The organism is Clostridium sp. USBA 49, from assembly GCF_900167505.1.
Lineage (GTDB): Bacteria > Bacillota > Clostridia > Clostridiales > Clostridiaceae > Clostridium_AT > Clostridium_AT prolinivorans.
The window spans coordinates 90,436-112,737 of sequence record NZ_FUYD01000007.1 but is presented as its reverse complement, the minus strand read 5'-3'; the positions used below and the strand labels follow the sequence as shown (position 1 = coordinate 112,737).

The 22,302-nt window shown below is 28.0% G+C and carries 19 protein-coding genes; 5 read left to right on the top strand and 14 right to left on the bottom strand.

Features of this window, described 5'->3' with window-relative positions:
* Nucleotides 1–319 precede the first annotated feature (319 nt).
* Nucleotides 320–1,366: a LacI family DNA-binding transcriptional regulator gene (locus B5D11_RS08410; protein ID WP_078682593.1), complete on the top strand. Its 1,047-nt coding sequence runs from the start codon at nt 320–322 to the stop codon at nt 1,364–1,366.
* 237 nt (nt 1,367–1,603) lie between these two features.
* Here the strand turns inward: B5D11_RS08410 and B5D11_RS08405 are convergent, their stop codons facing one another.
* The 6 genes from B5D11_RS08405 to B5D11_RS08380 all read right to left on the bottom strand — a co-directional run bounded on the left by B5D11_RS08405 (nt 1,604) and on the right by B5D11_RS08380 (nt 6,952).
* Nucleotides 1,604–1,849: a hypothetical protein gene (locus tag B5D11_RS08405; protein ID WP_078682592.1), complete on the bottom strand. Its 246-nt coding sequence runs from the start codon at nt 1,847–1,849 to the stop codon at nt 1,604–1,606.
* A 31-nt stretch (nt 1,850–1,880) separates the two neighbouring features.
* Nucleotides 1,881–2,903: an ATP-binding cassette domain-containing protein gene (locus tag B5D11_RS08400; RefSeq protein ID WP_078682591.1), complete on the bottom strand. Its 1,023-nt coding sequence runs from the start codon at nt 2,901–2,903 to the stop codon at nt 1,881–1,883.
* Entirely contained in the window at nt 2,893–3,597 is a 705-nt protein-coding gene (locus B5D11_RS08395) for a GTP-binding protein (protein ID WP_078682590.1), read from the bottom strand. The genes B5D11_RS08400 and B5D11_RS08395 overlap by 11 nt, the downstream gene beginning before the upstream one ends.
* A gap of 44 nt (nt 3,598–3,641) precedes the next feature.
* Nucleotides 3,642–4,880 (bottom strand): ABC transporter substrate-binding protein, encoded by a 1,239-nt coding sequence (locus B5D11_RS08390; RefSeq protein WP_180376987.1) that lies wholly within the window; start codon nt 4,878–4,880, stop codon nt 3,642–3,644.
* 374 nt (nt 4,881–5,254) lie between these two features.
* Complete coding sequence (locus tag B5D11_RS08385; RefSeq protein WP_078682588.1) at nt 5,255–5,950, bottom strand: M48 family metallopeptidase; 696 nt, start codon at nt 5,948–5,950, stop codon at nt 5,255–5,257.
* Between the two features lie 168 nt (nt 5,951–6,118).
* Nucleotides 6,119–6,952 (bottom strand): AIM24 family protein, encoded by an 834-nt coding sequence (locus B5D11_RS08380; RefSeq protein WP_078682587.1) that lies wholly within the window; start codon nt 6,950–6,952, stop codon nt 6,119–6,121.
* A 339-nt stretch (nt 6,953–7,291) separates the two neighbouring features.
* On the opposite strand from B5D11_RS08380, the gene motA reads away from it, so the two are divergent.
* The 3 genes from motA to B5D11_RS08365 all read left to right on the top strand — a co-directional run bounded on the left by motA (nt 7,292) and on the right by B5D11_RS08365 (nt 9,438).
* Nucleotides 7,292–8,083, top strand: a complete 792-nt coding sequence (motA, locus tag B5D11_RS08375) for a flagellar motor stator protein MotA (protein WP_078682586.1) — start codon at nt 7,292–7,294, stop codon at nt 8,081–8,083.
* 12 nt (nt 8,084–8,095) lie between these two features.
* Entirely contained in the window at nt 8,096–8,839 is a 744-nt protein-coding gene (locus tag B5D11_RS08370; protein WP_078682585.1) for an OmpA/MotB family protein, read from the top strand.
* A 92-nt stretch (nt 8,840–8,931) separates the two neighbouring features.
* Nucleotides 8,932–9,438 (top strand): flavin reductase, encoded by a 507-nt coding sequence (locus B5D11_RS08365; RefSeq protein WP_078682584.1) that lies wholly within the window; start codon nt 8,932–8,934, stop codon nt 9,436–9,438.
* 170 nt (nt 9,439–9,608) lie between these two features.
* Here B5D11_RS08365 and B5D11_RS08360 read toward each other — a convergent pair whose 3' ends face one another.
* The 3 genes from B5D11_RS08360 to B5D11_RS08350 form a co-directional block, all read right to left on the bottom strand.
* Nucleotides 9,609–11,576, bottom strand: coding sequence for a glycoside hydrolase family 127 protein (locus B5D11_RS08360; protein WP_078682583.1), 1,968 nt, complete (start codon nt 11,574–11,576; stop codon nt 9,609–9,611).
* A gap of 108 nt (nt 11,577–11,684) precedes the next feature.
* The gene (locus B5D11_RS08355) at nt 11,685–12,971 is read right to left on the bottom strand and encodes a glycoside hydrolase family 27 protein (RefSeq protein WP_078682582.1); all 1,287 of its coding nucleotides are present in this window, start codon (nt 12,969–12,971) and stop codon (nt 11,685–11,687) included.
* Entirely contained in the window at nt 12,962–13,234 is a 273-nt protein-coding gene (locus tag B5D11_RS08350) for a hypothetical protein (protein WP_078682581.1), read from the bottom strand. The genes B5D11_RS08355 and B5D11_RS08350 overlap by 10 nt, the downstream gene beginning before the upstream one ends.
* 460 nt (nt 13,235–13,694) lie before the next feature.
* Here B5D11_RS08350 and B5D11_RS08345 point away from each other — a divergent pair, with 460 nt between their 5' ends.
* On the top strand, nt 13,695–14,549 hold the full coding sequence (locus tag B5D11_RS08345; protein WP_143327691.1) for a helix-turn-helix domain-containing protein: 855 nt from the start codon (nt 13,695–13,697) through the stop codon (nt 14,547–14,549).
* 169 nt (nt 14,550–14,718) lie between these two features.
* On the opposite strand, the gene B5D11_RS08340 is transcribed toward B5D11_RS08345, so the two are convergent.
* From B5D11_RS08340 to B5D11_RS08325, 5 genes are all read right to left on the bottom strand, one after another.
* Entirely contained in the window at nt 14,719–16,107 is a 1,389-nt protein-coding gene (locus tag B5D11_RS08340) for an MATE family efflux transporter (protein ID WP_078682580.1), read from the bottom strand.
* Between the two features lie 234 nt (nt 16,108–16,341).
* Nucleotides 16,342–18,201 (bottom strand): glycoside hydrolase family 20 zincin-like fold domain-containing protein, encoded by a 1,860-nt coding sequence (locus B5D11_RS08335; protein ID WP_078682579.1) that lies wholly within the window; start codon nt 18,199–18,201, stop codon nt 16,342–16,344.
* A gap of 124 nt (nt 18,202–18,325) precedes the next feature.
* Entirely contained in the window at nt 18,326–20,620 is a 2,295-nt protein-coding gene (locus B5D11_RS08330; RefSeq protein ID WP_078682578.1) for a glycoside hydrolase family 2 protein, read from the bottom strand.
* 17 nt (nt 20,621–20,637) lie between these two features.
* Nucleotides 20,638–20,775 (bottom strand): hypothetical protein, encoded by a 138-nt coding sequence (locus tag B5D11_RS12675; protein ID WP_180376986.1) that lies wholly within the window; start codon nt 20,773–20,775, stop codon nt 20,638–20,640.
* A 42-nt stretch (nt 20,776–20,817) separates the two neighbouring features.
* Entirely contained in the window at nt 20,818–22,230 is a 1,413-nt protein-coding gene (locus tag B5D11_RS08325; protein WP_078682577.1) for a glycoside hydrolase family 1 protein, read from the bottom strand.
* Nucleotides 22,231–22,302 lie beyond the last annotated feature (72 nt).

Genomic DNA, 22,302 nt, shown 5'->3' with positions numbered 1-22,302 from the left:
AATAAACATCTCCCTTCTTAAGGTTTACATTTGCACACATGTAAGTTTTTATTTAGGCTTATCTTGATTTAATTTTATCAAGTAATGCTTCAAATGTCAACTTGTTTTTTGCATATTTATAACTTTATAATATATTTTATGTTTACATTTGCACATATAATATTGACTTATTTGGTTAAATATATGGCTTTATCAAAGCTTATCACAACTTTAAAAAATATATTTTTGTTTTTTTTATTGAATTTCGTTTCAAATTATTGTACATTAACATAAGGAAAGCTTTATATTTGCATCTAAGCATAAGGGAGGGAAGCTTTAAATGAGTAAACCAAAAGTTACAATACAAGATATAGCAGATTCATTAAAATTATCTAGGAATACTGTTTCAAAGGCTTTAAATGGAAATAAAAATATAGCTGAAGAAACAAGGAAAAAAGTTATAGAAGAAGCTATTAAATTAAAATATAAACATTTTGCATTTATGAATACTGAAAATTTAACTGCACAAAAAAAAGGTGGTAATATTGCTCTTTTTACTAACCATTTGCCCACCGGATCCCATTTTGGATCTATGTTATTAAGTGAACTAGAAAAAAAAATCAGTGCTGAAGGTTATAATTTATCCATTCATATATTAAGAGATACTGAAATTAATGCACTTGCACTTCCTAATAATTTCGAATTAAAAAGCGTAGATGGAATTGTTTGTATAGAGCAATTTGATAAAAAATATTCTCAATTAATTAGTAGTTTAGGAATACCTACAATTTTTATAGATTGTACAGCAGATGTATCTTACAATGAATTAAATGCAGACATATTATTGATGGAAAATATGCATAGTACATATTCAGTAACCAAAAAATTAATTGAGAATGGATACAATAAAATAGGCTTCATTGGAGACTATAATCACTGTAAAAGTTTTAATGAAAGATGGGTTGGTTTTAATAAAGCATTATCTGATTATAATATAGAACTTAATTTATCTTATTGTATATTAGATAGTGATCAATATCCTTATAATGATTTTAATTGGATAAAATCTAAATTAGATACTATGAAAAATCTCCCTTCAGCATTTATATGTGCTAATGACTTCATTGCAATAAGTACTATGAAAGCTTTAAAAAATAAAAATATTACTATACCTGATGAAATCGCAATTTGTGGTTTTGATGACTCTCCAGAAGCAAGTATTGTTGAGCCAAGTTTAACAACAGTTCATATATTTAGTACTGATATGGGAATTATTGCTGCTGAAATGTTAATTTCAAGATTAAAAAATTCATCAAAACCTTATCAAATAACTCATGTAAAAACTAAACCAATATATAGAAAATCAACTAATATAAAATTTAATTAGTATAAAAATTATTAAAGTTTAAATTTATCATACAAAATTATCTTTTTCACATAAAATTACTATTCTAAAATATTTATATAAATTTATATAAATTTATAAATTTAAAAGCCATACATAATTTAAGATAAATTTCTTTTTTATGTACGGCTTTTTATTTAAGATAAAATATATTTCATACTCTTATTATTATTTTTTAGAGTATATTTATTCTTTTGTTTGATGTCTATATGATTATTTTTAATAGTCAATTCCCGCTGGCATAACATTTTTTGCATCAAATGCATGACAAGGAGTTACTCCATAAACCATACCACATTTGGGACATTTATCTTCAAAATAATTCATTTCAAAAGTTTCTCCACATTCTTCACATTTTATATTTAAAGGCGCAGGCATAGATTGGGTTGCATAACCCATTTCTCTTATTTTATCTACTACTTTTTTACCATCATCAAAAATTTCTACACAACCTTTATGTTCCATAAAATTCCCTCCTGATTTTATTTTAAATTATTTATAAAATATCTGTATTTATAATTTTTTCTCCATTTCTAAGATTATTTCTCATATTCTGAATTACATTATCTATTTTTTCAAGTTTTAAAAGTATTGCCTTCTCTTCTTCACTTGTTTCTATAATTTTACTTATACCACCATTTTTTATTACAATTCTTTTATCTGCCATTAATGCTAAAGTAGGATCGTGTGTAGCCATTAAAACAATTTTTTCTTTGCTTACTAATAAATTTAATGCTTTTTTCCTATCTATACCTGCATTTTCAATTTCATCTATTAATACTATTGGTGATGAACTTAAAATAGCTGTATCTGATATCATTAATGCTCTTGATTGTCCACCGCTTAAATTTGTTACAGGTGTATTTAAATCAAATTTTTCTCCTGATAAATTATTAGCAGCCTCTATTATTTTTTTTATTACTTCTTCTTCATTTTCTATCATTCTACTTTTGGCATGAAGCTCTAAAAATTCTCTAACAGTTAAGTCCATCACAAAATTCATATTTTGTGAAAGCTGAGCTACAAGCCTATTATTTGAAGAAAATCTTAATTTTTTATCTGGTATTTCATCGTTAATTAATATTGTTCTTCCAGTAGGCGTATCATTTTGAGCAACCCATTCAATATCTGCAAGAAGCCTGCTTTTACCTGCTCCTGTAGGACCAACAATAGAAATAATTTCACTTTTATTTATTTTTATTTTTTCAAAGCCCTCTTTGTTCCCGCTTTTATCTCTACCAGCTATAATAGTTAAAGATTCTATGCTCTTTTCTTCTTTTATTCCTAAAAACTCTATCATTTGATTAATATATTCAACAAGACCTTCAATAAGCTTTTCTGTATCAATAGCCCAAGTCTCAATGTCTTCTTGAGAAAAGTGATTTATATATTCTTTAAATGTATTATTTTCAAAACCTTCAATGTTTAATTTATTATCAGCAAAATAATTTATTATAAATGGATATTTTTGTTGTAATTCCTTTAATGAAGTTCTTTCTAATATTTTATTATTTATCATTTTCATCACCTAATTCTATTTTTCTTACATTACCCATCTGATAATCTTCTCCTATTCTTGTTTCACCAAGACAGTAAGAACACAAAGCTGAAGGCATAGGAAATTTAAGTTCTCTTCCTTGAACAGTATCTATATTAACATTTTCATCATAAAGAAGTGTACTTAATTCATAAGCTCCTTGACCAGTTAATCCATTAATGTTCATTATAACAGCTTTAGGATTTACAGAATTTACTTTAGATGCAAATACTTCTCTCTCTGCTTGAGATACTATATCTCCTTTGGTTATTACAACAATATCTGCAGATTTTAACATAGGCCCTATTTTCTTAGGAGTATTGATTCCACTTAAATTATCAATAACACAAACAGATTTTATACCTCGAATATAAGGTGAACACCTATTACATAATCCTGCACTTTCAGTAATTAAAAAATCTAAATTTAATTTTTTACCCCACTGAACTACTTCTTCTATATTACTTACAAAATAATGATCAGGGCATAGAGAACCAGATAGTCCTTTTTTTACAGGTATGCCTGATTTTTCATATAAAATATCATCATCTGTATAAAGGCAATCAAATTTAACTACCCCAACAGAAATGTTTCTTTTTTTCAAAGCTTCTATTGTTTTTAATATAATTGAGGTCTTTCCAGAAGATGGAGGACCTGAAATAGTTACTAAATTCATAATTTTACCTCCTTTTTATCTCTATTACTATAAAAAGTATAATTTTATAAGTGTAAAATAGATTCATTAAATATTTTTTCACATTCTTTAATTATTTTACCTATATCATTATTATTTAAATAATCCCATCCTATCCACATATATTTATAATCTTTCGGTATCATATTGTCTACATAAGGATTAACACTCGGCATTTTGCCATTATATGCTAATATTTCCCCTACTTCTTTTGAAGCAAAAAAATCAACAAATGGTTTTATTTTATCTTTTTTAGATTTTTTACTTAGCATAAATATAGGACTTATAATAGCTCCATCATCAGGCCATACAGCTTTCATAGGTCCAGCATTTTTTGTCATCCATGTGAAAAAATAAGGCATTATGCTAACTACTGGTTTAGTTGATTTTTTTATATGAGATTTTACCATTTGAGATGGATGCATACTTTTCAATAGACTTCTTCCTAATCTTTTAATTCCATCTTCTCCATATTTTTTATATATATTTAAAAGAATAGAATTAAATAAATCAAAATCTCTAATAGGTAAACTAACTGAATTTTCAAATTCAGGCTTTAATATATCTTCCCAGCTTTTTGGCATTTCTCTACCATTTAACTCATCTATGTTTATAAGAAAAACTGCAGGTGCTACACCAATCATAGAATATTGACCATTTGGATCTTTAAGATTTATATATTCATTATCAAAATCTTTATTTAGTTTTTCAAATCCTGTTATATCTTCAAAAATACCTTTAGATTTAAATTTACCCATTAAATTGTTGTCAAAGAACAAATCAAAACCAGCAGATATAAATAAATCTGATAAATCTTCTTCTGACTCAGCTTTTTTTATAGATTCTTTTAACCAATCAACTCCACTAGAAGCTGCCTTAAGTTCATAATCAACAGTAATGTTTAATTTGCTACCAATATCATCCATCCATTTGCTAAATGCATCCATTAAAGGAACTCTTACAGGACAAGGTAGTATCCCATCAATTTTAACATCACTTTTAACTTTTTTTGCTTTCTGAATTAATGCTTGATCCACAGCATTCTTTTTTTCTTCAATTATTTCTACTAATCTCTCGGTAAATGTATTTACATTTATCTTTTTAGTAAGTAATGCCATTTCTAAAGAAATTGACTTTCCTATAACTTCTCTCTTTTTTTCATCCTTCATGTTCTCAAAACCAATAGAAATGAATAAATCTAATGTTTCTGGATATTTTTTAGTAATTTCATACAGTGAATCTTTTATATCAAAATATTTATTCATAATAATTAATGCCTCCTAATAATCTATAATTTCCCTTTAATTCATGATATTATTTTAATTCCTTTTATATATTTTTTCAGTAACCTAAGTTACAATTCAAAAATAATTATTTTTTATAAAAATAAAAAGACGATTAAATAATTAACCGTCAATTATTATTATCCAATTATCTGCTTGTACCTTATAAGTATATCCAAGTGTATTTCAATTAATTATGTTATCAAAATCCCAAATATAATATTCATTATACGCCGAATTAGCATATATGTAATATTTCCCATAAAAATTCTTTAAAATAAAGAGATCAGTTAAAAATATCAATATTTGATATATTATATAAAGCGTTATCTTTAATACTATTTACTACATTATTCTTAATTTATTAAGTCATTAAGTTCCTTTTTAATTTCTCTCCAATTAGGTATAAATTTATCCATATACATATAAAATATTTTATTGTGATATCTTTCCAGTAAATGAACCATTTCATGTACTATAACATATTCTAAACATCTTTCGCTTTTCTTTGCAAGCTCTAAATTAATCCATATTCTTTTATCATAAATATTACACGTACCCCATTTAGTTTTCATTAGTTTAATACCAAAAGAATCAACTTTTACACCTATAATCTTTTCCCATTTTTCTATTGTATTTGGAATTTTAGCTTTAAGTTGTCTTCTATACCATTCCATTAATACTTTTTTTCTTTGCTCTAAAGTAGCATTTTCGCGAACATATAAATCAATATATTTTTGATTACGTATTTCAACTTTCTGCTTTTTATTAGTATGTATAACATTTAATAAATATTTTCTTCCTTGATAATAATGATTTTCTCCTGATATAAATTCCATTTTAAATTGTTTTTCTTGTTTCTCCAATTTAGAAAGTTGTTTATTTATCCAAGGTAACTTAGAAATTGCAAAAGTTCTAATAGCATCATCACTAATCTTTTTGGGAGCTGAAATTTTTACTTTCCCATCCTGTGGATGTACTGATAGGTATAAATTTTTAATATTCTTTTTTATTACATCAATTTCAATGTCTGAAACAATTATTTTATACATAATAATATTCCTCTTAAACTTTATATTTCTATATTTTAATTAAATAATTATCAAAATAAATATTCATCATAAAAAACACTTCTTCTTGAAATATTAGGATTATTATATATCCAAATTTTTATCAAGAAAGAGTGCTTTTTATTTATAAATTATATAAAATTAAATAATTTAAACCTTAGTGTTAGAACTTCCATCAGGATTAGTCATTCCTGATAATCCTGAAAATTTTAATTTGTTATATACATACTGTGTTGGAGCAACCCAAACTTCTCCACTGCCTCTAAATACATTCAAGAAACCCTCTCCACTTGTTGCTGAAGATAATAAAGATTTAGATGATTTTTCAACCGTAAAATCAATACCTTTACTTCTTAACAAAGCAAAGTTTCCATCTACCTTTAATGTTTCATTATTTAATGTATATTTTATAATTTCACTTTCAGGAACTGGAATCTCTAAAAGAACAATACCTTTCCCTGTAAGCTTTGTTTGAAATAATCCTTCATTTCCAAAAGCTGCAGATAAATTTTTTTGCATATAAGCACCAACTTCTACAGAATCTTCACAAGCATAAAACAATCCATCATCTACTACTATCTCTTCATTTTCTAAAAATATTAAAGCATAATGACCAAAACTTGGTTCTAAAAATATTTCTCCATTTCCTTTATATCTAGGCTTAAAAACTGTTTCTCCACTTACCTTGCTAGCTAAAAACTTTTTCCCAAGTCCTAAAATTCCCCCCATATTGCTATCTATATCAATATTTCCCTTTAAAAAACTTAAAGCCCCTGCTTCTAATTTTACACTTCCTCCTTTTAAGGTAATTTTAGCTTGCTTTAATTTTATGTTTGCATCATTCATAAAAGAAAGCATTACAGCACTTTCCACATCTTTACTTCCATTTAAAGCTTCATATTCTAATATTTCAAAACTGACATTTTCCCCTTCCATTTCTGATATTTTTTTTAAATTGGTTTGAAAGTTAATATTTGCCTTCATACAATTCCCCCTATTAATTTGTTATTAATGATTCATTCTATCATATTTATGAACTATTTTCTATAATTCATAATTTTAGCATTTATATAATTAAATGCTATTTATTTGCATTTTATGTTAACTAAAATTAAAATTTATGAAAAAATTATTTTATAAAATTGTATTAGAGCAAAACTATAGTAAAAATAATGAAATATATTATATATTTTAGAAATAAAAATATATAATTGTAGTTTTAATTAAATAATTATTATGATAATATTAATTATACTAAAAATTACATATTTATATAATTTAATAAAAGGCAAAATCTACATAATATTACAAAGAGGTGAGAACATGGATATATTCTTGGTAATAGGTATTATTCTAGGATTAGTTGCTGTTATTACAGGGTTACTTATAAAGGGTGTAGGTGCAGCTATACTAATTAATGGTGAAGCTGTAGTAGTAATCCTTGTAGGTACAATGGCTGCAGTAATGAATTCTTTTCCTAAAAGTGAATTTCTTAAAATTCCAAAATTATTTGGAATTTTGTTTAAGGATAAAAACAAAGAAGATCCTGTAACATTAATTAATGAAATTGTTGATATTGCACAATCTACTCGAAAAAATGGATTACTATCTTTGGAAGAACGAGCTCAAAAGTTAGACAATAAATTCATGAAAAAAGGATTGGAAATGATAGTAGATGGTAATGATCCAGAATATATTAGACAAGTTCTAACTGATGAAATTGAAGCAATGCAAGAGAGGCATAAAACTGGAGCTTCTATTTTTTCAACAGCAGGTGGAGCTTCCCCTACACTTGGAGTTATGGGTGCAGCTATAGGTCTTATAGGTGCTTTAGGAAATTTAAGTGATACTGAAAAGCTTGGTGAATCAATAGCTTCTGCCTTTATTGCAACTTTATATGGTATTTTCTTTGGATACATTGTTTGGCATCCATTTTCATCTAGATTAAAAAGAAAGTCACTTGAAGAAGTGGCTATTATGGAATTAATTCTAGAAGGTATTTTGGCAATTCAAGAAGGGAAAAACCCAAAATCTATACAAGCAAAACTTTTAAGTATGTTAAGTCCTAAGGACAGACTTAAATTTGAAGAAACAGATACTAATAATAAAAAGTAAAGGAGATTAACAATGAAAGGAAGAAAAGGACAACATGATGAAGAACACATAGACGAAAACTGGCTGCTTCCTTATTCTGATATGTTAACACTTTTATTAGCACTTTTTATTGTTATGTTCGCTATGAGTAAGGTAGACAGCGAAAAGTTTAAAAATATAAGTAAGCAATTTAATATTATTTTCGATGGTGGTTCTGGTATTTTGCAAGGTGATAACGGAAGTGTTATTAATATACCAGATTCTATTTCTGCAAGTGAAATGAATAGCTTAGTTGAAGAAGATAAAATGGCTGGTATCAAAAATACTTTAGAAAGCGAATTAAAGAAAAGCGGATATGAAGATAAAATATCAGTTACCCTTAACGGTGAAGGTTTAAGTATAAATATACAAGACAGCGTTATTTTTAATTCTGGAGAAGCTGATATATTAGAGCAATTTAATCCTACACTTCTTCAAATATCAGCTATGCTTAAAAGTTTAGACAATGAAATAAGAGTTATTGGACATACTGATAATGTACCAATTAAAAATAGCAAATTTCATTCAAATTGGGATTTAAGCTACATGCGTGCATTAAATGTTATGAATTTTATGGTAGATTTTGGTCATATACCTCCTGATAAATTTTCTATTCAAGCATATGGGCAATATAATCCTAAATATGATAATTCAACTGAAGCTGGAAGGGCTAAAAATAGAAGAGTAGATATACTTGTAGTTAGAAAATATACAGCTCCTTCTAAGAATACAAAATAATAAAAATATTTTAAACAATTTAAATATAAAGTACTTTCCTTGATAAGAATAAATATATAAATATTAAAAGTAATTAGATAGGAGGTTTTATAATGCTAAAAGAGATTGATTTAACACAATTGAAAATTAATCCATTTACTGAAATAGGAAAAGAATGGATGTTAATTTCTGCAGGTGATAAGCAAAAATATAATATGATGACAGCAAGCTGGGGCGGATTTGGAGTGATGTGGAATAAAAATGTTTCTACAATTGTTATACGTCCTCAAAGATATACATTAGAATTTGTTGAAAACAAGGATTACTACGCTCTAAATTTCTTTGATCAAAAATATAAATCTGCATTATCTTACTGTGGTGCTCATTCTGGACGTGACGTAAATAAAGAAAAAGAAACAGGTCTTACACCTATTTTTGATGCCCAAGCTCCATATTTTTCAGAAGCAAAACTAGTACTAATTTGCCACAAATTATTTAAACAAAAACTTGACCCAAATGGGTTTATTGATAAAAACATAGATAAACATTGGTATCCAGAAAAAGATTACCATGAATGTTTCGTTGGCGAAATTATCAAAGTACTAATAAATGAAAATTAATTTTAATACAATTAATAGTGCATATAATCATTAATAAAACAAATTCACAAGTCCAGTATTAGATAAAAGATATCTGATACTGGACTTATTTATCAAAAGCTTATTTTTAAGTTAAAAAATTAATGTGAAATTTTCTAACGCTTATATTTAAAAATTTTGAATATCTTTTATTACTTAACTCTTATCCAAACTTCCATTTCTCCTGGATTTCTATTGCCCCATAAAGCATAAGGTACAGCTTTTATTTCTACTGGCTGTTCTTCTCTATTAAATTGTCTATATAAGGTATCTTCCCATGTTGTCTCCAAAGTACGAAGTCCTTTCCCTTTTACAACAGAAACTCCTCCCAATAAATTTTCATTAAATTCCACTTCAAATTTTGTATCATGTAAAATTGATAATGCAGAAAGATTAGATCCATTATCAACCTCCTCAAGACAATAAACAATTGGTCCTCTTTGAATTGCTACTTTACCCGCATCTTCTTTAACTTTTGGATTAGCCTCTATTAACTCAACTGGCATATAAAGTTTCAACTCTATTGTATCTCCATTTTTCCATAATCTATTTAATAATACATAGCCATTTTCCATATTATCATTTAAATCAATACTATTATTATTAATACACACTTTAGCATTACGGCACCATCCTGGTATACGTAAAGCTATCGTAAATTCCTTTTCATTATCGGATAATACTTTTATTGTAACTTTTCCATCCCATGGATAATTTGTTTCTTGTAATAATTTAAAATTTTCTCCAGCAATATTCACTTCTGTTTCTCCACCAATATATAAATGAGTATATATAGTTTTATCATTAACTGTATAAATATATTTCCCAAGTGATGCTAATAATCTTGCTAAATTTGGAGGGCAGCAAGCACATCCAAACCATTTTTGTCTTACTGGTTTTACATGATATCTCGTTTGATTTTTTTCACTTGCCTCTGGCCATACTTCAAGAGGATTTACATAAAAAAATCTTTTCCCATCTAAAGACATTCCACTTATTGTTCCATTATAAAAAGCTCTTTCCATTACATCTGCATAACGTCTATTGGGTTCAATCTGAAGCATTCTTTGAGCAAAGAATATTAACCCTATTGAAGCACAAGTTTCAGCATAAATAGTATCATTAGGAAGATCATAATCAAAAGAAAAAGCTTCTCCATGTGCCATAGAGCCTATTCCCGCAGTTATATACATTCTTCTATTTACTATGTTATCCCATATTTTTTTACATACTTCAAATAATTCCTTATCACCTGTTTCAGCAGCAACATCAGCCATGCCTGTATACATATATACTGCTCTAACAGCATGCCCTTCTGCAGTTGTTTGCTTCCTTACTGGAAGATGTGCCTGATTATATGCACTTGTTTTACTCGGTGCATCACTAACCTTTTTTAACCAATGAGATATTTTCCCCCTATTTTCCCATTCAATATCAAAATAATATGGCTTATTTCCACGTTCATCAATAAAATATTTAGCTAATTTAAGATATCTTTCTTCTCCTGTTACATTATAAAGTTTTACAAGAGCAAGCTCAATCACTTGGTGTCCAGGATATCCCTTTTTCTTTTCTACTTCAGGTCCAAATACAGAATCAATATGGTCTGCAAATTTACATATAACATCAAGTAATTTTCTTTTACCAGTTGCATTATAATATGCAACTGCAGCTTCTATCATATGGCCAGCACAATAAAGTTCATGACATTCATGAAGATTAGTCCATCTTTTACCTGGTTCTTTTATTGTAAAATAAGTATTAAGATATCCATCCGGCATCTGTGCCTTTTCTATTATATCTATAATCTCATCTGCTAATTTTTCAAGCTCAGAATCAGGATGTGTTTCAAGACTAAATGCAACAGCTTCAAGCCATTTAGCTACATCACTATCTTGAAAAACCATTCCATAATATTCTCCTTCTTCTAAACCTGCTGCAATTTTAAAATTTTTTATAGCATGACTTGGTTCTGCATCCTCAACTCTATCATTTAAAGCTGCCCACTGATAAGGAATTATTACATCCTTAACAAGCTTGTCATACTTTGACCAAAACTTATCATTTATTTTTACATTTTTTAGTGGTATTGGTATAGAAGTTTTTAAACTTTTATTCATATATTTTCCTCCATTAATTACCATTTGGAATATTTGGGATGAGGGCAATCTGTGAAGCAATCCTAACCGATGCCAAGTAGCCTTTACAATTATCTTTATATACCATAGCTATTCAATTTCTAATGTAACCACTGACATAGCTGGAAGTGATATTTTTAAATTGTTCTTAACTATATTTATTTCATTAAACGGAATTGGCACTACCCTTTCTGGATTTTCAAATGTATAATGAATACTTAAAGTTTGTGTCTCATCAGATAAATTAAAAAATGCTATATAACTACTTCCATCATTATTATCTTTTGATAGCCATATTGCGTGATAATCATCACGTCTTATCTGCACTGCATCCTTTGAATCCATTATAAGATGTATTACTTCTTTATTGGTAAGAAGTGTCAATGTTTTATCATCAAGCTTTGTTAATTCAGCTCCAATCATCAAAGGAGAACGGAATATAGACCAAAGTGTCATCATTGTAATCTGTTCATCAAAAGTAAAATTTGTGTAGCGTTCATGCCCAAAACCTTTACCTATAAATCCAACAGGAAGCATATCGCAGTCAGGATAACATCCCATTGATACATGCTTTTGCCAAACTTCACAGCGCTCAAACATATTTTTGAGCAATTTCCAATCATCCCAAAAATCGTCAGTAATACGCCACATATTTGCATACCTTTCCAAGTGCCATGCCTTTTCTATAAGGGCTGGTCCAGGTGAAAGACTTAAAACAATATTACGCCCGCATTTTTCAATAGCTTTATTAATCATATCAATTTCTTTTTCTGCAGAATATGGATTATCAGGATAAAAATTAGTATTGCATATGTCATCCACTTTTACAAAATCAATACCCCACTTTGCATATAATTCAAAAATAGAATCATAATATTCCTGAGATCCAGGTTTCTTATAATCTACACCATACATATCTGGATTCCACTTACTTATAGAATATGGATTTGCAATTTTATCTGCTGTTACATTGGTGCCTTTAATTTTTAAATGCATATGTGCAGCATACCTTGGAATACCTCTCATAATATGAATACCAAGTTTTAATCCCAAGCTGTGGATATAATCTGCTAGTGGACCAAATCCAGCTCCATTTTTTGATGAAGGAAATCTATTCTCGGCAGGAAGTTGTCTAGAATATTCATCAATTGTAAAATGACTAAAATTAATATATTGATAATTTTCCCTATCACTCCCCGCCATTGGATCTGACCACTGAATGTCTATAACTATATATTCATATCCATACGGTTTTAAATATTTAGCCATATATTCAGCATTAGCACGTACTTGTGCTTCATTTACCGTAGTATCATAATAATCATAACTGTTCCACCCCATTGGGGGAGTTTTTGCAAATGTATTTTTTAATAACATAATACTAAATCCTTTCTAATAGCTGTAATTTGCTGCCACTCAATTTCTACATTTGCTTCCTGTTGAATTTTATTAAGCCATTCCATTTCTTTAACATCTTTAGTTAATGTATGTTTTACAAAAATTGCAGTTAACTTTACTTTTTCACCACTATTTGTAGCCGAACTATCATCATTACTTACACTTTTACTTGTGCAACCTGCTAATGTAGTCATAAGTAAAAGAGCAGAAATAACTATTGATACTAGTTTATTCGTTTTCATTTACTTTCCCCCTCACATATTTTGTTTTTAAGTTATTTCAAATATTTTATAGTTATGTTATATGATTCCTAATTGATATTATTATATTAACACGAAGTTAAAATTGTATAAATAGTACAACCTTAGATTTGGTGTAAAAATGTAAGATGCTTTTTTTTAATATTTGTATAATTTTAAATGTAAAATTTAGCTTTTATATATAAACTTATAACTTTTTATAGTAATTATGGCAAATTACATATTAAATTGACTATATATTTTATAATACAAAATATATAGTCATAAAAAGGTGTAAAAAAAAGCAGTATTATATTTGTAAAAAATTGAATATTTATTATATTTGATAAATACTTTTTATTGTATAATTTATATATAAGTTTATTATTTCTTATAATATTTAAGTAAAAAATAAAATAAATACTAGAATTAAACATAAAAATTAGAAAGGTGTGAAAGCAATTTGCAATATTGTGAATTATCTGTGGAAAAACCTTTAAAATATAATATGACTGGTAAGTTTAAATCACCTTCGCCAAAATGGTCTCATATGAAAAGAGTTATAAATGATTATGAGCTATTTATTATGACTGAAGGTGTATTATACATTTCTATTGATGGTTACAATTACACCTTAAAAAAAGGAGACTTTTTGTTTTGTATCCCTTTATCTGCTCAAGAAGGATATAAATCATCAGATTGTTCTTTTTATTGGCTTCATTTTCTTAATTCCGACGGCAGCAATTCTTCAAAACTTGTTTCTCCTTCTGAACCTTATAACTATGGTAAAATTAGAATTCCAATACATGGGGCTGTTAAAAGTTATGAAAAAATCATCGTTATGCTGAAACAACTTCAAGATGCTGTTCGTTCATATGAAAAAAATATTATAAACGACTATTTAGCTACTGCAACTTTATGTGAATTATCTAATCAATGTGCTTTATTTTCAGAGATAAATAAGATAGAAGTTAAAAATCAACAATTATATAACGATATTGTAGATTATATAAAATGGTATAGAAACACTAATATAAAAGTAATTGATATTGCCAATCATTTTGGTTATAATGAAAAATATCTTTCTCATTTATTTAATTCAATCAAAGGTATGAGTTTGAAACAATATATATTACAAGAAAAAATAGATTTAGCCAAATATATGTTAATCGATACAAATGATAATATTTCAATTATAGCAGAAAATCTTGGATTTAATGATAACCATAATTTTATGAAAATATTTAAAAAAATTGTAGGTTTAACACCAACTGAATACCGCAACGCTTATGGAAAACGTTTATTATATTATGTATAGAAAATATTAATGATAATTATATGCATTAAATTTATACTCATATTTTATAAAATAAAATCATTGAAAAAAATATGAAATTTTTCAATGATAAAAAAGAGATATTTCAAAATAAAAATCACTTTATATTTTGGAATATCTCTTTTAATATGTACTATAATCAAATATATTTTTATTCTTTTCCAGCAAAACCTTTCTTTCTCCAAGCGCCTTTTTTATAAAAAATTGTAGTTATGACTGCTCCCAATATCCAAGAAACTAAAAGTGAAATAAATGTAGACTCTGGTCTTCCAGTAGGATAAGATTCACTTCTTGTTAGATAAGCTATACCATAAGCTGTAGGTACACGAAGAACTACTGTAGTAATAAGTGAAATCCACATAGGTGTCATTGTATCGCCTGCACCACGCATAACTCCAGATAAACTCTGTGTTACAGCAACTGCAATATATCCTAGTGCAAGAATTCGCATCATATGCATACTTAAATCAACTAATTCCGCTGTATCAGTAAAAACACGCATAAGATATTTCCCGAAAATTAAAATTAAAATTGTTATGAATGTAGAAACTCCAACAGCTATTATAGTACCATCCTTAGTTCCCTTGTATACTCTGTCTATTTTTTTTGCTCCTATATTTTGTCCTGCATAAGTAGTCATTGCTGATCCAAAAGTAAAGTTTGGCATCATAGCAAATCCATCTACACGCATAACAATTACACTGGCTGCTATAACCATCTCTCCAAAACTATTGGTAAGAGATTGTACAACAATCATTGCAAGAGAAAATATAGCCTGTGTAAGTCCTGATGGAAGTCCAAGTTTTATAAGTCTAATAGTATATTTTTTATCTAATTTTAACATCTTTAAGCTTAAATCAAATGTATTACTCATTTTTACTAATTTAATAATACAAAGAACTGCAGATACTCCTTGTGCTATAACAGTTGCAAGTGCGACACCAGCAACTCCCATGTTAAAACCTGCAACGAACCAAATATCAAGTCCTACATTTAATACTGTGGATATAAGTAAAAATACAAGTGCTGATATAGAGTCTCCAAGCCCTCGCAAAACACCAGATAAAATATTGTAATAAGCAAATCCTGCAATACCAATAAAATAAATGATAAGATAATCTGCACACCAATTAATAATGGTACTTGGTGTATTTAGAAATGAAAGAAGAGGTCTCGTAACAATAGGACCTATAATCATGATAATAATTGATGCAATAGCAGTAAGAGATATACATATTCCAATGGTATGAGAAAGCTTTTTTCTATCCTTAGCTCCAAAATATTGAGCTACCATAATACCTGCACCTGTAGATATTCCAACAAATAGTACAAGTAAAAGATTTAATATAGGAGATGCACTTCCAACAGCAGCAAGTGCGTTATCACCCACGTATTTTCCTACAATAATAGAGTCAGCAGTATTATAAAATTGTTGTGCTATATTTCCAATAAGCATTGGTATAGCAAATTCAACAATTCGTTTCCAAGGTTTTCCTTCTGTCATATCTCTGGGCGCAAACATTTCTTTAAATTTTGCCATATAACCCCTCCTTATTTATAAAATTAAACGGTTTAAATATAACCCAAGTTTAGTTTATATTAAATACAATGGCTTGTCAAATTTATAATTATTTGAGTAAGAGCAAGATGGTGAGGGTGCCACAAAACTATTTTTTTAAATACTCTTGCGACACCCTCACTTGTGTATATAGTCAATATTTAATTATAAAAATCTATTATAATTAAAGCTTATTGTTAATATGTAATTTTTGATTTACTTTATATTTCTTAAAAAATTACAAAAATAATTAATATTTTCTCTTATCTTGTAAAGCTCACTTTCTTTGTTCCTTATTCTCCATATTCTACTGTAATCAAAAAACCAATATTCAAGCTTAATTGCTATATCTTTTGGTGATTCTAATAAAGTTGTATCCTTTTGTCCAAAATCATATTTTTTAATTACTAAAAATAATGAATTTAAAATAGGCAATCCTTGTGCAGAAATTATAAATTCATCCAAATCTATATTCTTTTCACGTGAAATTGAAGGTGTAATACTTATTAGCTCTTTTAAATATTTGGTAGAATTATAATAAGCTAAAATAATTTCTTCATCTTTTATATTTTTAAATACATCAATCCACTTAATTAATTTAGGGTCTTTTAATACCTTCGATTCTTTCCACATTATTAAATGCCACCAATTTATTCTCTCGGATTTAGATAGTTCTCTAAGAATACCTATTATTTTGCCAGATTTATCTCCATATTCTATTTTTGAAATAATATTAAATATCTTATCAAAATTTTTTTCTCCATCAGGATTCCATGAAAGAGCAGCTCCATATATCATTCCTGGAATAGAATTAGCAAGTAAATTTACATGCCCAAAATCTCCCCAGTCTGTATTTAATACGCCTACAGCACCATATTTTTTACCATACTCAATCATTTTGGTTATATTAGGAAAAGCTACATCAAAATTGCACATAAATCTATTCCATGTATTAACTCCAGGGCAAACATATTGATCCATACCACTCTCTGAAATAATCTTAGTATTTTCTTCCTTTGGATTTACATCATAAAACCAATTAAGACAGATTACATCAGATGGTATTTCTCCTAAAAGTTCTGGATGATTGAGAATAATATCCCCCCAAAACATTACTTTTTTATTATGTTTTTTAACTATATTTATAATCTTATTTAAAAAATCTACATATAATCTGCCTGTTCCCACTTTATTTGCCAATTCTAAATTTTTACCTTTTCCTAAATCAAAAGTTTCATCACAGCAGATATTAAACTTATCTGATGTAAATAAAGGCAAAAACTCATCTATCATATATTCAACAAGCTTTATACTTTTGGAATTAGAAACATCCAAAGTATGATGAATTTGTCTGTGAACCCATGAATAATGGTTACCAACACTGTTTTCAATTTCACATAAATTTTGATAACTGTTTGAAGACAAAATTTCGTAAAGATGCCCAAATGTAGCAATAGATGGTACAAGTTCTATATGACGTTTTTTGCAATACTCATCTAACTTAAGTATTTCTTCTGACGTTAAAGGATCTTTTCCTATCCATACTTCACTCATCTTTTCAAAAGCAAAACTATGCTCTATATAAAGTTGAAGTTGATTAATTTTATAAAAAGCTAATCTATCTACAATTTCCTTTAACGTATCTAATGTAGGAATTTTTCCTCTCGTTACATCATGATAAAATCCTCTATTTTTAAAATATGGTTCATCATTTATTATTAAACATGGAATATTTACGCCATTTTCTTTTATTAGCTGTAAAAATGTTTGAACTCCATAAAATAATCCGGCACTTCCCTTACCATTAATTTCTACACCTGTTTCAGTTACAAGTAATTCATAACTTTCACTATTTTCGCCTGATTTAGCTAAAAATATTGATCCTTCTTCTTGTACAAAAGATTTTGTTATAAAAATAGTGTATCCTAATATTTTTTTTACTTCATTTTGAAGCAATGTTGCAGTTTCTAAATCTTCAAAGCTGCAAGCTACATCCAAGACTATTTTTATATTTTTATTTAAAAAAAATTGTCCTTTTTTTAATTCTAATTTTTGTGGGAATGGCATTAATAACATACTATACTCTCCTCTTATATTCAAACTCAACTATGACATAGTTTAATTCATATATTAAAATTTACACATCATTTAAAATAATCATAACCAAAATGATTTTATATATTTTTATCTTTATTTAAAATTAGATAGTTTTTTTAAAGTTTTTAATCTTTTCCCAAAAATCATTTATATTTTTGTATACATATCCATCTGCCGCTGAAAAAATATACAAATTTTTATAAGATTTTTCTTGTATAGTAAGTTCTAACTCTATATAAAATAAATCAATACCTTTTGGTATATTAAACTTAAATTTCTCCAAAAACTTACATGAGTTATCTTGAATTTCAACATCAATATTTTTATTTAATAATACATTTAAATTCTTATCTAATATTTTGTAGCTAACATTTCCACTAAACGCCTTTAAATCATTGTGCAAATATACTTCTCCTTTAAATTCACTGCCTGATTTATATTTTAAGCCATCATATTTTAGCGAAATATGTATTGGCTTAAAAGCAAGTTTTACATAGTCATATGCAAGTTTTTTGTTTCCATAGTAATCAACTAAAGAAGTACAAGATACATTCGGCCAAGGCTCATTAAATTGCCATATAATACTTCCGCTGTTTTGGAACTTTCTTCTTCTGTTTGCTTCAATAGCATATCTTAATCCCTCTGCCTGCAAATACTGGCTTATATTTATAAAATCTTCTATACTTTCTATTTCAGCAAAAGCTTTTTTATCTCTTACATAGGTATCCCAGCACTCTCCATGGTGTCTCCAGCTTAAGTTTTTTTCCATAGTAGTTATTTTTATGTTTTCTCCCGATAAGAACTTTCTCATAGTTTCAATACTAACTAGTCCGTCTGTTCCAAACTCACTATGAATTAAGCTATCAGAATGATTAAATAAATCATAATGTTTAATTACATCCCCAAACTTCCAAGGTCCATGAACATCATGATTATAGCCTGGCTTATCTGGATTTAAAAATTCTAAAGGTCCTGATGAAGAAGTAGGTAAGAATAATCTTTGTCCATCTAAAGCATCAACTATTCCTCTAAGCATAGCAATATTTTGGTCTTCATAGGTTGATGGAACTCCATTAGCATCTGTTAGCTCATTCCCTCCACTCCAAAATGTTAAGGATACATGGTTTCTTTTTACTTTTACAGCTTGAATAGCTGTTTCTCTTAAAAGTTTTAAAAACTTTGGTCTTTTAGATGGTACATTATCAAGTCCTGAACTTGACTGGATAAATTCCTGCCATACCATAATTCCGTACTTATCGCAAAGCTCATAAAAGGCTTCTTTCTCTATAATTCCTCCACCCCATACACGTACTAAATTTATATTTGCTTCCTTCATTGCTTTTAATGCTTTGTCATAATCTTCTCTCTTAACACAGCCATACATATGATCCATTGGGACAAAATTTACGCCTTTTATATATATTTTTATTCCGTTTATAATTACTGTATAAGAAAGAGAATCTTCTCTAGAATTCTCATTTTGGCTATAGCTTAAAGAACGAATGCCAGTATATAAAGTTTTAGCATCTAATAAAGTATTTTCATCATATATAAAAATTTCAACCTTATAAAGAGGCTGTTCTCCATATCCATTTGGATTCCAAAGCTTAGGGTTTTCTATAGTAAATATTTGACGAATAAGTCTCTCTCCTTCATCTAAGCTGTAGTTAGTTTCAACCTCTTCAATACATGTATCTTGAAAGCTTAATTTTAATTTTATTTTACAATTATTTTCCTTATAAACATTTAACTTTAAACTTAAATCTATAATTCCATGATTTTCTTCCGATGTAGTCTTTAAATAAGTATCGCCTATTTCATTTTTATTAATAATCTTTAACCCTACATCATCCCAAAGTCCTAAATTTACTAATCTAGTACTAAAGTCCCACTTATAATTAAATCTACTCTTCTGAGTATAAGTTTTTGAAGTATAACCTATTTGACTCATTTCTTCTGGAGCCTGTTCAATCATTATTAAAAGCTCATTTACTTCTTTCTTTACTATACTTGTTATATCAAGTACTACATGATCATACATTCCTTCATGCTCTGCAAGCTTAGTTCCATTAAGATAGAAATGTGCTTTGTAATCTACTCCCTTAAAAACTAATTTATATATATTGCTTCCATTATAGTTTTCAATATCAAAAGTAGTTTTATATATCCACCAGCGATTAGCTACCCATTCACATTTTAAACTGTTTAATTCATAATAAGGGTCTTCTATAAGTCCTGAATTTAATAAATCTTTGTATACACTCCCTGGAACTTCACTTTTAATCCAAGGCGTTATGCCCTGCAATTTAACTCCTGTCTCTACGCTGTTTCCAAGCAGCGGAGTATATGGCCAAAAAGCAGCAAGCTGCCAATTTAAATTATTAAGTAAAACTTCCATTATTTAACCGCCTTCCATTAAAATTCAGATAATTTAACTTTTTCTATCATGATGTAATATCCAGGTAAATCCCTCTTTGCATCCTCTTTATCTTTTATAAGATTTATTTCTATTGAAAACAATAAAATCTTAGGCGGAATCTTTGAATCTAACAAGCTTGTAGCTGGAAACCCCTCATCAAGAAAATTACAGATATTTTATAATTTTAGCTCTAGAGTTCTGTTTTCTATAACCTTCCTATACCAGTATCCGCTGTCTTTAATTATTCTCTCTTGAGTTTCAAAGTTTACATAAGTTATTCCAAACCTCTTTGAATAACCTAATGCCCATTCAAAGTTATCCATTAAAGACCATAAATAATATCCCTTAAGATTCCCCCCATTTTCAATAAACTTTAAGCATTGTCTTAAACAATTATATATATATAAAATACGCGTCTCATCATGCACTCTTCCATCTTCAGCTACAAAATCCATATTGTTTGCCGAAGTGATTATTGTTCCAAATTTTTCATCATCACCAGCATTATCCTTATAACCTTCAAGTGCTAAACCATTTTCAGTAATAAATATAGGTAAGCTTGTATACTCATTTTTTATACTCATAAGTAAATTAAAAAGTATTTCAGGATATAAATTCCATTCTTTCTGAGTTTGAGGCATTTTTTCAGTGACACCAACGTATCCTAAAAATCCTTCTTTTGATGGCTTAACCATATTTCTTGCATAAAAATTTACTCCTAAAAAGTCCATAGGTTCTCCTATTAACTCAAAATCTCCTGCTTTTATGAAATCTAGCTCTCCTACTTTGGTTTTATAAATCTGAACCATATCCTCAGGATAGCTTCCTTTAAAAAGCGGATCCATAAACCATCTGTCTACAAAACCATCTGCTATTTTGGCTAGTTCTATATTTTTTTGAGTTTGCTCTAATGGATATCCTGGTGAAAGATTTATTGTAATTCCAATTTTACTATCTTTAAAGTGAAATTTTCTAAATGCTTTTACAGCAGCCCCGTGTGAGAGAAGTATGTTATGTGCTGTAATTAAAGCCTCTTTAAAATTTTCATGTCCAGGAGCATGAAGTCCCTTTAAATATCCAAGCATGCTTACGCAAAAAGGTTCATTATGCGTTACCCATAATGTTACTTTATTACCAAAGGCTTTAAACATAGTGCTAGTATATTCTTCAAACCAATTTACTATATCTCTATTTAACCATCCACCTAAATCATATGCCCACTGTGGTAAATCCCAGTGATATAAAGTAATCATAGGTTTAATATTATTTTTTAAAAGTTCATCTATCAAATTTTTATAAAATTCAATTCCTTTTTGATTAACCTTACCTTTTTCAGGAAATACACGTGGCCACGAAATAGAAAATCTATAGGAATCCACACCTAAGTTCTTTAATAATTGTATATCTTCTTTATATCGATGATAATGGTCGCAAGCTATATCAGCTGATTGATTCCTAAATACATTCCCAGGTATACTAGAATAAGTGTCCCAAATTGATGCAGTCTTGCCATCCTCATATGGAGCTCCTTCAATTTGATAAGCAGAAGTGCCTGTACCAAATAGAAAGTCCTTAGAAAATTTATTCATAGTTATTCCTCCAATTCGTATACTATAAAATTAATATATATAATCATTCTAACTTAATTTTATAGTAATAAG

Bases quoted from the DNA above. Each gene is read 5' to 3' on its own strand.
- B5D11_RS08410 (WP_078682593.1), top strand. From the start codon at position 320: ATGAGTAAACCAAAAGTTACAATACAAGATATAGCAGATTCATTAAAA.
- B5D11_RS08405 (WP_078682592.1), bottom strand. From the start codon at position 1,849: ATGGAACATAAAGGTTGTGTAGAAATTTTTGATGATGGTAAAAAAGTA.
- B5D11_RS08400 (WP_078682591.1), bottom strand. From the start codon at position 2,903: ATGATAAATAATAAAATATTAGAAAGAACTTCATTAAAGGAATTACAA.
- B5D11_RS08395 (WP_078682590.1), bottom strand. From the start codon at position 3,597: ATGAATTTAGTAACTATTTCAGGTCCTCCATCTTCTGGAAAGACCTCA.
- B5D11_RS08390 (WP_180376987.1), bottom strand. From the start codon at position 4,880: ATGAATAAATATTTTGATATAAAAGATTCACTGTATGAAATTACTAAA.
- B5D11_RS08385 (WP_078682588.1), bottom strand. From the start codon at position 5,950: ATGTATAAAATAATTGTTTCAGACATTGAAATTGATGTAATAAAAAAG.
- B5D11_RS08380 (WP_078682587.1), bottom strand. From the start codon at position 6,952: ATGAAGGCAAATATTAACTTTCAAACCAATTTAAAAAAAATATCAGAA.
- motA (WP_078682586.1), top strand. From the start codon at position 7,292: ATGGATATATTCTTGGTAATAGGTATTATTCTAGGATTAGTTGCTGTT.
- B5D11_RS08370 (WP_078682585.1), top strand. From the start codon at position 8,096: ATGAAAGGAAGAAAAGGACAACATGATGAAGAACACATAGACGAAAAC.
- B5D11_RS08365 (WP_078682584.1), top strand. From the start codon at position 8,932: ATGCTAAAAGAGATTGATTTAACACAATTGAAAATTAATCCATTTACT.
- B5D11_RS08360 (WP_078682583.1), bottom strand. From the start codon at position 11,576: ATGAATAAAAGTTTAAAAACTTCTATACCAATACCACTAAAAAATGTA.
- B5D11_RS08355 (WP_078682582.1), bottom strand. From the start codon at position 12,971: ATGTTATTAAAAAATACATTTGCAAAAACTCCCCCAATGGGGTGGAAC.
- B5D11_RS08350 (WP_078682581.1), bottom strand. From the start codon at position 13,234: ATGAAAACGAATAAACTAGTATCAATAGTTATTTCTGCTCTTTTACTT.
- B5D11_RS08340 (WP_078682580.1), bottom strand. From the start codon at position 16,107: ATGGCAAAATTTAAAGAAATGTTTGCGCCCAGAGATATGACAGAAGGA.
- B5D11_RS08335 (WP_078682579.1), bottom strand. From the start codon at position 18,201: ATGTTATTAATGCCATTCCCACAAAAATTAGAATTAAAAAAAGGACAA.
- B5D11_RS08330 (WP_078682578.1), bottom strand. From the start codon at position 20,620: ATGGAAGTTTTACTTAATAATTTAAATTGGCAGCTTGCTGCTTTTTGG.
- B5D11_RS08325 (WP_078682577.1), bottom strand. From the start codon at position 22,230: ATGAATAAATTTTCTAAGGACTTTCTATTTGGTACAGGCACTTCTGCT.